We start from the raw sequence: 13570 nt of genomic DNA, 5'->3' as shown, positions 1-13570 counted from the left end.
TTACATATACACGTAGCATAAATAGACAGGAGTTACATTATGAGTAAATGGCCAATACGCTGGGATCTACTGTTCCGCTACAGAATGATAGAAATCATTGCATTATGGGAAGGGCGACTCACTACCAACCATTTAATTCAAAGCTTCGGCATTGGCAGACAACAAGCATCTAAAGACATCAACACCTATCTAGCCGATATCGCTCCAGGAAACCTTATTTATGATAAACAGCTAAAAGGCTACAAGCCTAGCGATAGCTTTATCCCAAAGCTTACGAGTGGTCATGCTGATGAGTACCTGCATATCCTATCACGCAGCGAAGATATGACCGTGACTTTCGATGAGCTCGATATGGGTTTTGAGAATGTTGCTATGGTTCGTCCAGCAACACGCAACATTGCACCTCAAGTTTTACGTCCGCTGGTTCAAGCAATTCGCGAAAAAAAACGTGTCGATATATGCTACACACCACTTAAAGACGGTGAACAAGTTGAGAGAATTATTTCACCTCACACTCTCGTTTGCACACCGTTGCGCTGGCATGTCCGAGCATACTGTGAACATGCTAAGGGTTATCGAGACTTTGTATTGAGCCGAATTCATGGGGAACCTGTGCTTGAAAATAAAGCCGCTTATGCTCTATCAGATGACTCGCTTTGGAATACAGATGTAGAAATTGAACTGATCCCAGATCAGCGCTTAAATGATAAACAGCAAGCAGTTATTGAGCGCGACTACGCAATGACAAATGGTGTGTTGAAAATTCCAACAAATGCATCATTGGTGGGTTATATGCTGAGCGCATACAAGATTGATGTGAACATTCAACAATACAACCCGCAAGGTCAACAAATTGTCGTGAAGAATCTAGTTGAGTTAAAACAGTACTTGCCCCTCTAAATATTACGTACTGATCTAAATGGTACTTAGCAGTCTAATAGATGTTTTCTCAGACCAATTGCAAGTCTCAATTGTATTCACTCACCTCACTGATCAAAAAACTGGTTTAGAGCACATAACGAAAAAGCCCCAGCATTTCTGCTGGGGCTTCGAATGTGGCGGTGAGTGAGAGATTCGAACTCTCGATACGTTGCCGTATACACACTTTCCAGGCGTGCTCCTTCAGCCACTCGGACAACTCACCGAATTGTTGTTGAACTTTGCGTCTCAACGGGGCGCTAATTTAATGATTATGCGGTTGAGGGTCAAGTGCTTATCGGAAAAAAAATGTATTTTTATGTCTGTTCGCTCAGAAATTAACTAAAACACTCATTTTCCATACAGTTTGTATGATTTTAAACTCGTTGAGCATAACCCGGTACACGGAACCATTTACGGCAATTATCTAAGAAGTAGCCATACAGAACGCCCAAGCCACAAGATACTATGGCGTTACTTGCAACTGCTGTCAGGATTTGATCGGTCGAGGCACCAACAAACCAAAGAATGGCGGCATAAACTGGTGATTGGAATAAAACGTACGCAACGACATCTGAAATGCGCTTCATTAGCTCTCCGGTATGGATACGACCACCTTGGTTCAATACCCAATCACGGAATACGCCATATGGCCAGGCTATGGCAATGTTTACCGGTATCGAAAGCGTTCTGGATTGCAAAGACTGCTCAAAAGTCATTCCAGATACAAAAATCTCAATCAGCATGCCGACGACAAAACTGAACACCACCATTGCAAATGTATCCGCTACTGCGTGGCGAATGCAAAAAGGCGCTTTCGAACTCATTACCTTACCTTTAAAGAACTAATAACTAGAATATTATTAAAAATACAAACAAGAAATCTAGACAAATGCATAATGACTAGATAATAAGACCATTAAATCACGAATTATTTAGTTTTATATTTCAAATTTTTATTTTTGTTGTAATTTTACAACCAAGTTATGTTCGAAAGTTAGAGATTTTCACTGGCATGAAAGCTTTTAGGGTTAAACCATACCAACATGAAGGGTTAAGATGTAAAAAAGCCAAGCTTTTGCTTGGCTTAGGATGTTGATTTGTAGTTAATTTACAAAATTACTCAGCCAAACTGAGTGTCAGCACGTTTATGTCGTCTTCTGAAGGGACATTGTTCCCTTCAAGTGCTGCCGAGATCTTATCTATGGCTTCGCGCTCTTCGTTGTTAAATTTATTTCTATCCTGACTAACAATGACTCTGAGTATGCTTTTTGCTTTTTCAAAGTCCTGGTTATCCAGCGACACATAAAGGTCAACCAGAAGCTTCTCATTATTCGAGGGTTGAGGCTCTTGAGTGGATGAGTGGCTAGCGTGTGGCAACGAACGCGTTAATCGATCAGAGAACTTTATTAATACGTCATCCAGTTCTCTTTCATCTATTGGCTTGGCAAGGATGTGGTCTGCACCGGCTTTTAGCATCTTTTCTCTGGTTTCTTTAAATACATCTGCTGTACAGCCAAGAATCAAACCTTTTGAAGAGGGATGACTTAAATTTCGTATCCGTTCCGTCGCTTCGATTCCATCCATCACTGGCATGTGGTTATCCATCAGAACCAAATCAAATGTACATTGCGAAAGAATATCGACGGCTTTGGCTCCATCTACCACACTGGTTGTCTCAAAGCCTTTACTGCGCAGGAACGCATCCATGATCATGGTATTGGTTCTGTTATCTTCAACGATAAGGGCGGTTAAGCCATTACAATCGAACTTCTGATGTACCGTATCCTGAGTGCTTTCAGGCTCGCATACGTCTGCTTGCAGGCTCACAAAAAAGCTCGAGCCTATGCCCTCTTCACTTTTCACCGTAATATTGCCGCCCATTCCCTGAACGATCTTCTGTGTAATAGCCAGCCCTAACCCAGTACCACCAAATCGGCGAGTAGTGCTGGATTCAGCCTGTTCAAAAGGTTTGAAGATTTTCTCTTGAGCCGACTTGGAGATACCTATTCCGGTATCTCTGACCTGAATGGACAGGTACACTTTGCCATCCCTCTCGTACTCATTGAGATATACCTCCACAAAGCCACGGGAGGTAAATTTGATTGCATTGTTCAGTAGGTTGAAGAGTATTTGCCTCATTCTTGCTTTGTCGGCGTTATACCAACGCTCGGTTGGCACTTCACTGTACACTTTGAAGCTCAATCCTTTTTCTGTTGCCAAGGTGTAGTAAACACTGTTGATACTGCCGATGATACTGGAGAGTGGGAATGGTGAAGAATCGAGTTCCAGTTTGCCCTGCTCTATTTTGGAGAAATCCAGGATCTCGTTAAGCAAAGTCATCATGTGTTCGCCTGAGTCATACAAGCTGTGCAGAAGCTTTTTCTGATGATCGTTCAGATCGGTTTTCGCCAGAATTTGTGCCGTGCCTAACACACCATTCATTGGGGTACGGATTTCATGAGATAAGGTTGCCAGGAATGCGGATTTTGCTTTGGTGGAAGCCTGTGCTTTGACCTTTTCTTCCTGAAGGTAAATGGTGTTGTGGTTGAAGCTGTCTATCAGGTGGCGGATTTCATCGTTACTTCTGTAATCCATCTCGATGATACCGCTGGTGGTTGAATCTGAAACCTTATCTGCAATCACCACAATAGGGCGAATCAGGTAGCGGTTGATCATGTAATAACCGATCATCACGCAGGCTAATAAGAACGGAGCAATGATGAATTCTAAACTCATCACCAGCTCGAACGTCTCTTCCGCTACCAGGCGTTTCGAATTCACAACGTCTATTTCCCAGTTGTAGGTACCAAATTTCAACTGAGATATATAAATATTTTTAGAAAGGAGAAAGTTGTGTTCGGTGATGGATGTTCCGTTCTGATCTCTTATCAAGACACCGATGTCGTATTGATTGGCGTGGTTCTGAACGTACTTGATCAGCTCTGAGAGAGAAATATCAATGGTCGCTACCCCCTGCACTTTGCCATTTTTAAAGTAAGGGGTTGACGCGGTAATCATCTGGACATGGGTGTAGGGATCAATGTAAACGTCAGACCAAGAGACCTGTTGGGGCTGGATATTAATAGCAGACGTATACCAGGGCTCGATATTGTATCCACCGGATTCAGGGTTGTTCCAGGAATGGATAAGGTCAACACCGCCTTCTATGTTCTTGTTATAGAAAAGGCTATTTAGCCTTATACTTCGGTCGATCAGATACGGTTCCGGCCATATCCCTCCACTGACGATCATATTGGTGCTCTGAGCGATCATGGTTGGCAGCAGAGTTTTGAGCTCTTCATACTCACCCGTTGCCTCACCTATGGCCGCAATACTATGCAGTAAACCCAGAGAGCCGTTAAGCGATTCGTCCAAACTTGTAGCCAGAAGCTCGGTTCTCAAATCGAGGTTTCTCTCAAGCTTGCTTTTAATCGGGTATTCCACCACAACATAGGTAATACTGCCTACTGTCGCGATGAAGAAACAGAGGTACAAACCCAAAGCGATGATACTTTTCTTTTTTAGTGAAGATTTGATCGCCATAATCTTAGCCAACAATGCACATATTAAAAAACCTAGATCTTAGTATGGTATTCATCAAGTCTTTTTCCACTTACTTGAGCTTGTTACAATAGCGGGATAACACTTTACAGGAACTTGCTTTGACTTTAACAGAATTGCTCGCTTTACCTGAAATGGAAGGCAAAATTTTAAATGAATACCAGATCCGTGGATTTGTTACTTCCATGGCTGCAGCACCGAACGTTATCGATCCTGCTGAATGGCTGGCATTTTTATGGGGCGGTGAAGAAACTGCGCCTTTTTCAGCGCATGAGCAACTTGAAGCGTTTGCAAACCAAGTCATCAACATCTGGAATGATGCTCGCCCTCAACTTCTGGAAGGTAGCTGGCAGTGGCCAGAAGGCTGCGCTCTGGATGAAGAGGAGATCGTAAACCAACAAGCACGCGACTTCACAGAAGGTCTGCTTCAGGGTTGGGGAGTATCACGTGATGACTGGGAAACATTGATGCCGGAAGACAGCGAAGATAACGCGCTTTTAGGTGGCGTTATTTTGTCTATGAGCATGCTTTACGATCCGGAAACCGCGATCACGACTCTTGCTCAACAAGGTATTGAAGGTCTTGAACAATTTGAAGAAATCTTCAACGCCCTTCCAGTCATGCTTTGTGGTTTAACTCAGCGCGGCGTAACTCTGGCAGAAAGCCAATAAGATAACCTCAAAACAAAAATGCCGCGATATTTTCGCGGCATTTCTATTTGAATTGGCTTCAGTTATTAAGCGTTACCTTTCACCTGCATATTGAGCTGCTCGGCAAAATCCAGCATTCTGTTCAGAGGAATCAAAGACTTCACACGCACTTCTTCGTCCACAAATATTTCATGCTCTTCCCCACCTTCAATCAGGGCTTTCTCAATAGCCGCTAATCCGTTCATTGCCATCCAAGGACAGTGAGCACAGCTACGGCATGTAGCCCCCGCACCTGCGGTTGGAGCTTCAATCAGTTCTTTTTCAGGAACCAATTGCTGCATTTTGAAGAAGATACCTTTGTCTGTTGCCACAATCATTTGCTGATGAGGTAGCTCTTTGGCAGACTTAATTAACTGACTGGTAGACCCGACGGCATCCGCTAGCTCTACTACGCTGGCTGGCGACTCCGGATGAACCAGAATGGCCGCGTCAGGATAAAGGTTCTTCATTTTTCTGAGCGCATCGGCAGAGAATTCATCATGAACAATACACTCACCTTGCCATAACAGCATGTCTGCTCCGGTCTTATTGGCAATGTAAGAACCCAGGTGACGATCTGGTCCCCAAATTATAGGCTTGTCTTCTGCGTCTAGGTGCTCAACGATTTCAAGGGCGATACTGGATGTCACTACCCAGTCAGCACGTGCCTTTACTGCCGCCGACGTATTCGCGTACACCACAACAGTATGGTCAGGGTGAGCGTCGCAGAATTCAGTAAATTTGTCCGAAGGGCACCCTAAATCAAGTGAACATTCCGCTTCCATATTCGGCATAAGAATGCGCTTTTCTGGTGTCAGGATCTTAGCGGATTCACCCATAAAGCGAACGCCACCAATAATGAGAGTACTTGCTGGGTGGCGGTTACCAAACTTTGCCATCTCCAGTGAATCACCTACGAAACCGCCCGTATCTTCCGCGAGGGCCTGAATTTCAGGGTCGGTGTAATAATGTGCAATCAATACCGCGTCTTTTTCCTTCAACAACTTTTTAATATTGTTTATGTGCTGTTGTTTTTGGTCACCAGTAAGTGGAACAGGCTTTGGAGGAAAAGGGTAAACGGTCTCGATAGTGTCTAAAATGTGGCTCATTGCTCTTGCTCTACGCAACTTCCAAGTAATCCGGGTATTGTATACCCAAACGACTTCACGCTTCTAGAGGATGTATAGCTCAGAGATGAATTTGTTATTTCAAATTGAAAGATATTGTCGGAAGGGCTTTAAGAATACACAAAATCTAGGCTTGAAAAGCAATTCAGGGTCGAAATGACCCTGAATTTTTCATGCTTATTGCATCTGTTTTTTCGCCATATCCGCTGAGGCGCTTTGCGGATATTCACTGATGACCTGCTGGTAATATTTTACAGCGGCATCTGGCTTTTTGTTTCGCTTGGCAATGTCGCCAAGTTTAAGCAATGCGTCTGCTCTCTTATTGGACTCATTGTATGCCACTACAGAGGCAAAGCTTTTAGCTGCATCGACATCTTGCTTCTTCGCAAAGTAAAGCTGACCCAGCCAGTAATGCGTATTGGGAGCAAATTTCGAGTCTGGGAAATCTACCTGGAACTGCTTGAAAGCGGTTATGGCACCCGCGTAATCGCGTTGCTTAAGAATGAGGTCGACCGCATCTTGATAAGCCGTTTGCTCATCTTTATTGGTTGAAAACGTGCCTGTTGAGTCGTTTCCGGAATCTGTACTCGCAGCGACAACAGGAGCCTGTTGAAGTTGCTGTCTCATGCTATCCAGCTCAACGAATAATTCACGCTGGCGCTGAAGCATTTGATTCATTTCGTAGGAGTTGCGTTCTACAATCCCGCGTAATTCACCAACCTCTGCACTGAGTTCATCGATTTGTCCCTGCATTTGAATCTGAATCTTAGCGCGGTTTTGAAGCAATCGCTCGAGACGCTGAACTTCGGTTTCATTTGCGGATGAAGGTCGGGCAGAAGTGGAAGCGGTAGTCGTTGATACAGTGGAGCTATTGAGATCGGTTACTGGAGCTGGTGCGGCGAACGCAAGATTCGCCGCACTTGCCAGCAACGTAAGCGAGATGAATCGCTTAGAGTTACTGAACATAGGAAAATTCCTATTAGTAAACTAGAACAGCGCGACGGTTTTTAGCGTAAACCTCTTCGCTTTGACCTAGTAGTAGAGGACGTTCTTCACCGAAGCTGATTACTTCGATTTGGTCTGCCTGAACACCCAGAGCTTGCAGGTACTTAGCAACAGCTTCAGCACGACGCTCGCCTAGCGCGATGTTGTACTCTGGAGTACCACGCTCATCAGCGTGACCTTCGATGCGTACTTTAAGAGCTGGGTCTTTGCTGATGAATGCAGCATGTGCAGCTAGCATGTCTTCGTAGTCAGACGAAATGGTCGCGTTGTCAAACGCAAAGTAAATTGTCTGAGTTTCACGAAGTTGCGCTTCTTTGATCTCTTGCTCAGTCAGCTGAGAACCTTGCTCAAGTGGCGTCACCTGAGTTGTTTTGTCTTCTACAACTTGCTCAGTATTATTTGTTTGAGAAGTCGTAGAGGCCTCTGCTGCTTTGTCGCTTGAGCTACATGCCGTAACAGCTAGTACTGGTAGCGCAATCATAAGCCCTTTAAGAACTTTATTAAGTTGCATCTTATTCTTCCTTATTTGTCCGAAACTTTGTTTTAACCGATTTGCCGAACTACACACAAACGGTTATTTCTACAAAAATGGTGACCAGGCGGGAGCTCTAACACGCCCATTTGTTGCCGGTAATCTAGCTTTAAAGCGACCATCTATAGAGACCATAGAAAGTACATTCTTCTTCCTATACATGGAGCTGTAAATGACCATACCACCGTTTGGCGCAATACTTGGAGACTCGTCCAGTTGTGTTTTAGTCAACACTTGTACGGCTCCTGTTTCCAAATCTTGCTTGGCCAAATTAAACCCGGAATCGTTCCGATTAACCATAATCATGAACTTTCCATCTGGTGTGATTTGTCCACCCAAGTTCTGGCTGCCTTGCCAAGTTAGACGGTTGGTCGCACCATCTAACAAATTTACTCGATATATCTGAGGTTTACCACCCCGATCCGAGGTAAATATTAGCGATTGTCCATCAGGATGCCAAAATGGTTCTGTATTATTTGCTCTACCTCTCGTTATTTGTTCCAGTTTTCTGGTTTGTAGATCGAGAATGTAGACCTGAAGACTGCCAGTTTTCGACAGCACTAATGCCAATTTCTTCCCATCAGGGGAGAATCTTGGCGCACCATTATGACGAGGGAATGACGTGAGCTTTTCACGCTTCCCGGTATAGATGTCCATCAGATAAATTTCTGCACGTCCATTTTGAAAGCTTACATAAGCAAGTTTTCTCGCATCTGGAGACCATGCAGGTGACATAAGAGGTTGCTTAGATCGCAAAACCAAACGCTCGTTATAGCCATCATAATCAGCGATTCTGAGCTGGTAAGGGAACTTCTCTTTGTCGTTAATAACAACATACGCAATACGAGTCAGGAATGCACCTTTTTCACCCGTTAGCTTTTCATAAACAAGATCTGAAATACGGTGAGCGTATTCACGTAGCCTTGGACCCGGGACAGTAGCACGCTTATTAAATAAAACGTGATCTTTCGAAAGCACCAGTTCGCCAGTGTCACTTAATGCTTTGCTTTGTCCACTGGTTAGCTGACCGCGAACTACGTCCACGAGCTGGTATTCTATCAGGTAACTGCCTTCAGCATTTTTGGTGACCGTACCCGTCAAAAGTGCATCTACACCCAATGCCGTCCATGAAGAAAATTCGACATCTTCATCAGAATAAGGGGTCTGAGGCATTTTATTCGGTGCAACAGGGCTAAATTTTCCGCTTCGTTGTAAGTCTGACGCGATAACAGCACTAATATCGTGCGGTAATTTCCCTTCACCTTCCCACTTAAATGGAATAATGGCGATGGGGCGAGCGGAGTCGATACCATCGGTAATCACCAGCTCTAAGGCCGCATTTGCAGTATTTGCCAAACTGGCGCATATGACCAGTATTCCTAATAAAAGGCGTTTAATCACTTCTTAGTCCTTTTAATCCAATTCAACGGTTAGATTGATATTTTTAAGCTGATCAGCCACATCTTTTTCTTTTGGAACTGGAAAAGATGCTACCTGAGCAATCGCACTTTTCGTTGCAGCGCAAACGCGCGAATCGCCGCCTAATACTTTAACGCCATTTACAATGGCACTGTTACCTGTATGTATCAGGCGCATATTCACTCTACACGACTTTCCCAAAAATGAGTCATCCTTCAGCAGGCGGCTCTGGATCAGTTGCTTATAAATAGCTCCATATCTCTGAACTTCGCTGGTTACATGCTGCTGTTTCGCAGCAGAGTTTTGAGAAGATTCACTCTCCAAACCTGCAAAGATGTCATTTAGAGCAGCTTCTTGTTCTTTTCGTTCCCTTTCAAGACGTTCTAAGCGCTCTTTTTCTTTTCTTGCTTTTTCAGCAGCCTCTTTCGCCGCTTTTTCTTTGGCTATTCGTTCAGCTTCGGCTTTTTCAGCGGCTTCGCGTTCGCGTCGAGCTTTTTCTTCCGCTTCTTTAGCGGCTTTTTCACGAGCGACACGCTCTTCTTCTGCTTTAGCAATTGCCGCCTCTTTCTTCAGACGTTCTTGCTCTGCTTTCTTAACCGCTTCTTCTTTCGCTTTTCGCTCGGCTTCGGCTTTAGCAACGCGTTCACGTTCTTTCTTCGCACGTTCTTCTGCTGCATTGCGCTCCTGCTCTTTTTTCTGGCGCGCTTTTTCGGCTTCACGAGCCTCTTTTTCAGCTTTAACTTTCTGTTCTTTCAGCTTGCGAATACGCTCTTCTTCCGCTTTGCGGTCTTTTTCGAGCTGATCACTCTGTTTTCTGAGTTTGTCGAGCCTTTCTTGCTCTGCTCTCTGAGCGGCTTCACGCTGTTGGCGAATCTCTCTCGCCTGTTGTTGAACCATTTGAGGGTCGATCACTACAGCTTGCACCATGTTGCCTGTCTGGTCTTGTTCAGGCATGGAAAAATCCGTTCCAAACAACAAACCGACTATCAGCACACCGTGTAAAACAGCTGATATCGTAATCGCGCTAGTGTAGTTATTCTTGTTTTTCATCGATTAACCGATGGTTCCCTATTTCAAATCCGTTAGCAGCCCAACTTTTGGAATGCCTGCTCGATTTAGTTCATCCAACACCAGTACTACTTCAGCATATGGTGTAGCAGCATCACCACCCACCGCAACTGGAGAATCTGGAGCCAGAGAAATCTCCGCTTTTACACGAACAATGATGTCTTCAATACTGAGACCGCGAATCACATCTTCATCGTTCACGCTTAAACCTAAATTGCCCTCTTTATCTATCTCGACAATGATAAAGCTGGCTTCACTGTCTCCTGCTAAATCAGACGCTGGCTTCGCTGTCGACGTTTTTGGCAGCTCTACTTCTACCCCCTGCGTAACAAAGGGAGAGGTCACCATAAAGATGATCAGAAGCACCAGCATAACGTCGATATAAGGTACAACGTTAATCTCCGCCGTCAGTTTTCTCTTTTTACGCTGGTAACCTGCCATTACTGGTCCTTACCTGCAATGGCTTGACGATGAAGAATACTGTGAAACTCTTCAGAAAACGTCGCATAGGTATGTTCCAGCTTAGATACCTGATTGCTAAATCGGTTGTAAGCCATTACCGCAGGAATCGCAGCAAATAGCCCCATTGCTGTCGCAATCAAGGCTTCAGCGATACCAGGTGCAACCATAGCAAGTGTCGCTTGTTTAACTTCGCCGAGTGCAATAAAAGCATGCATGATGCCCCAAACGGTACCGAACAAGCCAATGTATGGGCTGATAGAACCAACTGTCGCCAGAAATGGCAGGCTGTGTTCCAGATCGTCCACTTCACGGGCAACAGCAACACGCATGGTTCGCCCTGTTCCTTCCATAACGAATTCAGGTGAAGTACCTGGAGAACGGCGAAGCTTCGCGAACTCGGTAAAGCCTAGATAGAAAATTTGCTGGCTGCCATAAATGTTGTCTTTTCGAGCTTTGACTTCTTGGTACAGCTGAGAAAGGTCAACACCAGACCAGAATTTGTCTTCAAAGCGATCAGCATCTTTCATCGCTTCTTTTAATATTTTGCTGCGTTTGATAATCATTGCCCAAGAGATAACTGACATACCAAGAAGGGTCAGCATTACGAGCTTTACGAGTAAACTGGCTTGTAGGAAAAGATCTAAAATTGAAATATCAGCTGTCACTGTCTATTAACTCCGCAGTCATTGAGCTTGGGATTGCCTGAGGTTTCATGGTTGCTGTGTTAATGCATGCTACCTTAACTTTTGCTTGGCACAATGCTTTGCCGTCAGGATTAACTAACTCCTGACAAAATACCAAAGAAGCACGCTTTAATTCAGAAATTGATGTTCTTACTGTCAGGGAGTCGTCTAATCTTGCGCCCTGTAGAAAATCCATATCAACATGACGAACAACAAAGCCGAGGTTTTCAGTAAGAAGCTTTTGTTGACAGACTCCGAGAGATCTCAGAAGTTCCGTTCTAGCACGTTCAAAGTAGTTAAGATAATTGGAGTGGTATACGACCCCACCAGCATCTGTATCTTCATAGTAAACTCGAATCGACCACTCAAAGATGCTCGTTTGTTCCCCTTTCACCAAGACACCAATCACAAAATAAATAAAACGTAACTATACCTTATGTTGCCGCTGCGTCAGGAAAAATAAAGAAGTTTTTTGTGGCTAACTACAAAAAAATGAGAGCAGTTGGCTGAGAACTGCTCTTAGAGGTGAAGGTTTATACACTTACTAAGCAACAAAGCGCATTACAGTAAAGAAGATAAGCGCTGGCATTGAAATGTATGGGCTGAAGACTACCTGCCACAACCAGAATCTTGGCTTAAATCCGATACCGTAAACCATACTCGAACAGACAGAAAACACGAAAAGTGGTCCAAGGAATACATCAAAACCACCAATGTCTTCTGCGTATTGTGTTGGCTCCCACATAAACAGAGCCACATGACCAAACCCCAACAATAAGGAAAGAGCCCGTAAAAGGGCTCTGTCCATAGGTTCGTGGAGTTTAGCAATAGAGATCGCTAAATTATTCTTCACTATCCTTATCCATCATTTCTGTGTGCTCTAGCCAAAGAGCATTGATGATGCCGAACGCACATGCCAGCAATACACCCAAAATCCATGCAAAATACCACATAGTAATGCTCCTTAGTAAAGCGAGTTTTTGTTTTCTTCGATGAACTTAGAATCAAGACGACCAAACATCTTGTAGTAAGTCCACGCTGTGTAGCTCAGGATGATTGGAACCATCACAAATGCCACACCTGTCATCAGGTTCAGTGTCAGCTCACTCGATGTGGAATCCCACATTGTTAAGCTGTGGTTCGGTGATTCGCTTGAAGGCATGATGAATGGGAACATTGCAAAACCTGCCGTCAAAATAACACCTGCGTTAGTCAGGCTTGAAGCCAGAAACGCCAGACCACCTTTCTCAAAGCGAGAAGCGACGATAGCAAGCAGCGGCATTACCACACCCAGAACTGGTGCAGCCCACATTAGAGGATACTTTTCAAAGTTCAGCATCCAGGCACCTTCTTGCACCTCTACCACTTTTTTCAGTGGGTTTGACTCACCTGCGATATCCAACCCGCTAACAACCACGTAACCATCAATGTGTTGAACCCAAAAACCGGCACCAACAAATGTCACGACAACTAGCGCACCCGTTATCTGAGCAACCAGACGAGCTCGGTTGTGGATTTCATCTGTTGTTTTCATTTGAAGCCAGGTTGCACCCTGCATGATGATCATGAACAAGCTCACCAGCCCACACAGCAATGCAAACGGGTTAAGCAGACCAAAGAACGAACCGTTGTATGTTGGCATTAGGAAGTCGCTCAATTCAAACGGAACACCCTGAAGCAAGTTACCAAATGCAACACCAAAGATAAGTGGTGGAACAAAACCACTGATAGAGATAGCAATATCCCATGACTGACGCCATTTTGGATCTTCTATCTTAGAACGGTAATCCAAACCAACCGGACGAAGCCACAAGGCTGCCAGAGTTACGATCATCGCTAAGTAGAAGCCAGAGAATGATGTGGCGTAAACCAATGGCCAGGCTGCAAACAGTGCACCACCCGCAGTGATTAGCCATACCTGGTTACCGTCCCAGTGTGGGGCGATAGAGTTAATCATCACACGGCGCTCGGTGTCGTTTTTACCGATAACAGGTACTAAAGCACCTACGCCCATGTCGAAACCATCTGTAATTGCGAAGCCAATAAATAGGACACCAATCAGCACCCACCAGATGAATTTTAAGATTTCGTAATCAAACATCT

General features: G+C 44.5%; 15 protein-coding genes and 1 tRNA gene. 2 read left to right on the top strand and 14 right to left on the bottom strand.

Annotated elements, in window-relative coordinates; all coding sequences use genetic code 11:
• Nucleotides 1-39: 39 nt before the first annotated feature.
• The gene (locus QMG91_RS06120; protein WP_281829616.1) at nt 40-900 is read left to right on the top strand and encodes a helix-turn-helix transcriptional regulator; all 861 of its coding nucleotides are present in this window, start codon (nt 40-42) and stop codon (nt 898-900) included.
• A 156-nt stretch (nt 901-1056) separates the two neighbouring features.
• Here QMG91_RS06120 and QMG91_RS06115 read toward each other — a convergent pair.
• The 3 genes from QMG91_RS06115 to QMG91_RS06105 all read right to left on the bottom strand — a co-directional run bounded on the left by QMG91_RS06115 (nt 1057) and on the right by QMG91_RS06105 (nt 4464).
• Nucleotides 1057-1144 (bottom strand) — tRNA-Ser (locus tag QMG91_RS06115).
• A gap of 151 nt (nt 1145-1295) precedes the next feature.
• Nucleotides 1296-1745: an L-alanine exporter AlaE gene (locus QMG91_RS06110; protein WP_281829613.1), complete on the bottom strand. Its 450-nt coding sequence runs from the start codon at nt 1743-1745 to the stop codon at nt 1296-1298.
• 292 nt (nt 1746-2037) lie between these two features.
• On the bottom strand, nt 2038-4464 hold the full coding sequence (locus tag QMG91_RS06105) for a hybrid sensor histidine kinase/response regulator (protein WP_281829611.1): 2427 nt from the start codon (nt 4462-4464) through the stop codon (nt 2038-2040).
• A gap of 119 nt (nt 4465-4583) precedes the next feature.
• Between QMG91_RS06105 and QMG91_RS06100 the strand changes: the two genes are divergently transcribed.
• Nucleotides 4584-5153, top strand: coding sequence for a UPF0149 family protein (locus tag QMG91_RS06100; RefSeq protein WP_022590130.1), 570 nt, complete (start codon nt 4584-4586; stop codon nt 5151-5153).
• A 65-nt stretch (nt 5154-5218) separates the two neighbouring features.
• Here QMG91_RS06100 and nadA read toward each other — a convergent pair whose 3' ends face one another.
• The 11 genes from nadA to cydB form a co-directional block, all read right to left on the bottom strand.
• Nucleotides 5219-6280 (bottom strand): quinolinate synthase NadA, encoded by a 1062-nt coding sequence (gene nadA, locus QMG91_RS06095; RefSeq protein WP_022551117.1) that lies wholly within the window; start codon nt 6278-6280, stop codon nt 5219-5221.
• A gap of 195 nt (nt 6281-6475) precedes the next feature.
• A complete protein-coding gene (ybgF, locus tag QMG91_RS06090; RefSeq protein ID WP_281829608.1) occupies nt 6476-7264 on the bottom strand; it encodes a tol-pal system protein YbgF in 789 nt (262 codons plus the stop codon).
• Between the two features lie 13 nt (nt 7265-7277).
• Complete coding sequence (pal, locus tag QMG91_RS06085) at nt 7278-7814, bottom strand: peptidoglycan-associated lipoprotein Pal (protein WP_022590127.1); 537 nt, start codon at nt 7812-7814, stop codon at nt 7278-7280.
• 69 nt (nt 7815-7883) lie between these two features.
• A complete protein-coding gene (gene tolB, locus QMG91_RS06080; protein WP_004398556.1) occupies nt 7884-9236 on the bottom strand; it encodes a Tol-Pal system beta propeller repeat protein TolB in 1353 nt (450 codons plus the stop codon).
• A 12-nt stretch (nt 9237-9248) separates the two neighbouring features.
• Nucleotides 9249-10304 carry a cell envelope integrity protein TolA gene (gene tolA, locus QMG91_RS06075; protein ID WP_281829605.1) on the bottom strand — a complete coding sequence of 352 codons (1056 nt, stop codon included), beginning with the start codon at nt 10302-10304 and terminating at the stop codon, nt 9249-9251.
• Nucleotides 10305-10322: 18 nt separating this feature from the next.
• Nucleotides 10323-10763 carry an ExbD/TolR family protein gene (locus QMG91_RS06070; RefSeq protein ID WP_004398551.1) on the bottom strand — a complete coding sequence of 147 codons (441 nt, stop codon included), beginning with the start codon at nt 10761-10763 and terminating at the stop codon, nt 10323-10325.
• On the bottom strand, nt 10763-11449 hold the full coding sequence (gene tolQ / locus QMG91_RS06065; RefSeq protein WP_004398546.1) for a protein TolQ: 687 nt from the start codon (nt 11447-11449) through the stop codon (nt 10763-10765). The genes QMG91_RS06070 and tolQ overlap by 1 nt, the downstream gene beginning before the upstream one ends.
• On the bottom strand, nt 11439-11876 hold the full coding sequence (gene ybgC, locus QMG91_RS06060) for a tol-pal system-associated acyl-CoA thioesterase (protein ID WP_281829602.1): 438 nt from the start codon (nt 11874-11876) through the stop codon (nt 11439-11441). The genes tolQ and ybgC overlap by 11 nt, the downstream gene beginning before the upstream one ends.
• Before the next feature lie 135 nt (nt 11877-12011).
• Nucleotides 12012-12320 (bottom strand): cyd operon protein YbgE, encoded by a 309-nt coding sequence (gene ybgE, locus QMG91_RS06055; RefSeq protein WP_022551122.1) that lies wholly within the window; start codon nt 12318-12320, stop codon nt 12012-12014.
• Nucleotides 12310-12420, bottom strand: coding sequence for a cytochrome bd-I oxidase subunit CydX (cydX, locus tag QMG91_RS06050; RefSeq protein WP_004398540.1), 111 nt, complete (start codon nt 12418-12420; stop codon nt 12310-12312). Before cydX ends, ybgE begins: the two co-directional genes overlap by 11 nt.
• A gap of 11 nt (nt 12421-12431) precedes the next feature.
• Complete coding sequence (gene cydB / locus QMG91_RS06045; protein WP_004398539.1) at nt 12432-13568, bottom strand: cytochrome d ubiquinol oxidase subunit II; 1137 nt, start codon at nt 13566-13568, stop codon at nt 12432-12434.
• Nucleotides 13569-13570: the final 2 nt, after the last annotated feature.

The organism is Vibrio nigripulchritudo, assembly GCF_027924785.1.
In the GTDB taxonomy this organism is placed as follows: Bacteria; Pseudomonadota; Gammaproteobacteria; order Enterobacterales; family Vibrionaceae; genus Vibrio; species Vibrio nigripulchritudo.
This window is presented reverse-complemented; position numbering and strand designations above follow the sequence as displayed.

Coding starts and splice junctions, on each gene's coding strand:
- QMG91_RS06105 (WP_281829611.1), bottom strand. CDS start 4,464: ATGGCGATCAAATCTTCACTAAAAAAGAAAAGTATCATCGCTTTGGGT.
- tolA (WP_281829605.1), bottom strand. CDS start 10,304: ATGAAAAACAAGAATAACTACACTAGCGCGATTACGATATCAGCTGTT.
- cydB (WP_004398539.1), bottom strand. CDS start 13,568: ATGTTTGATTACGAAATCTTAAAATTCATCTGGTGGGTGCTGATTGGT.
- QMG91_RS06120 (WP_281829616.1), top strand. CDS start 40: ATGAGTAAATGGCCAATACGCTGGGATCTACTGTTCCGCTACAGAATG.
- pal (WP_022590127.1), bottom strand. CDS start 7,814: ATGCAACTTAATAAAGTTCTTAAAGGGCTTATGATTGCGCTACCAGTA.
- ybgF (WP_281829608.1), bottom strand. CDS start 7,264: ATGTTCAGTAACTCTAAGCGATTCATCTCGCTTACGTTGCTGGCAAGT.
- QMG91_RS06110 (WP_281829613.1), bottom strand. CDS start 1,745: ATGAGTTCGAAAGCGCCTTTTTGCATTCGCCACGCAGTAGCGGATACA.
- nadA (WP_022551117.1), bottom strand. CDS start 6,280: ATGAGCCACATTTTAGACACTATCGAGACCGTTTACCCTTTTCCTCCA.
- QMG91_RS06070 (WP_004398551.1), bottom strand. CDS start 10,763: ATGGCAGGTTACCAGCGTAAAAAGAGAAAACTGACGGCGGAGATTAAC.
- cydX (WP_004398540.1), bottom strand. CDS start 12,420: ATGTGGTATTTTGCATGGATTTTGGGTGTATTGCTGGCATGTGCGTTC.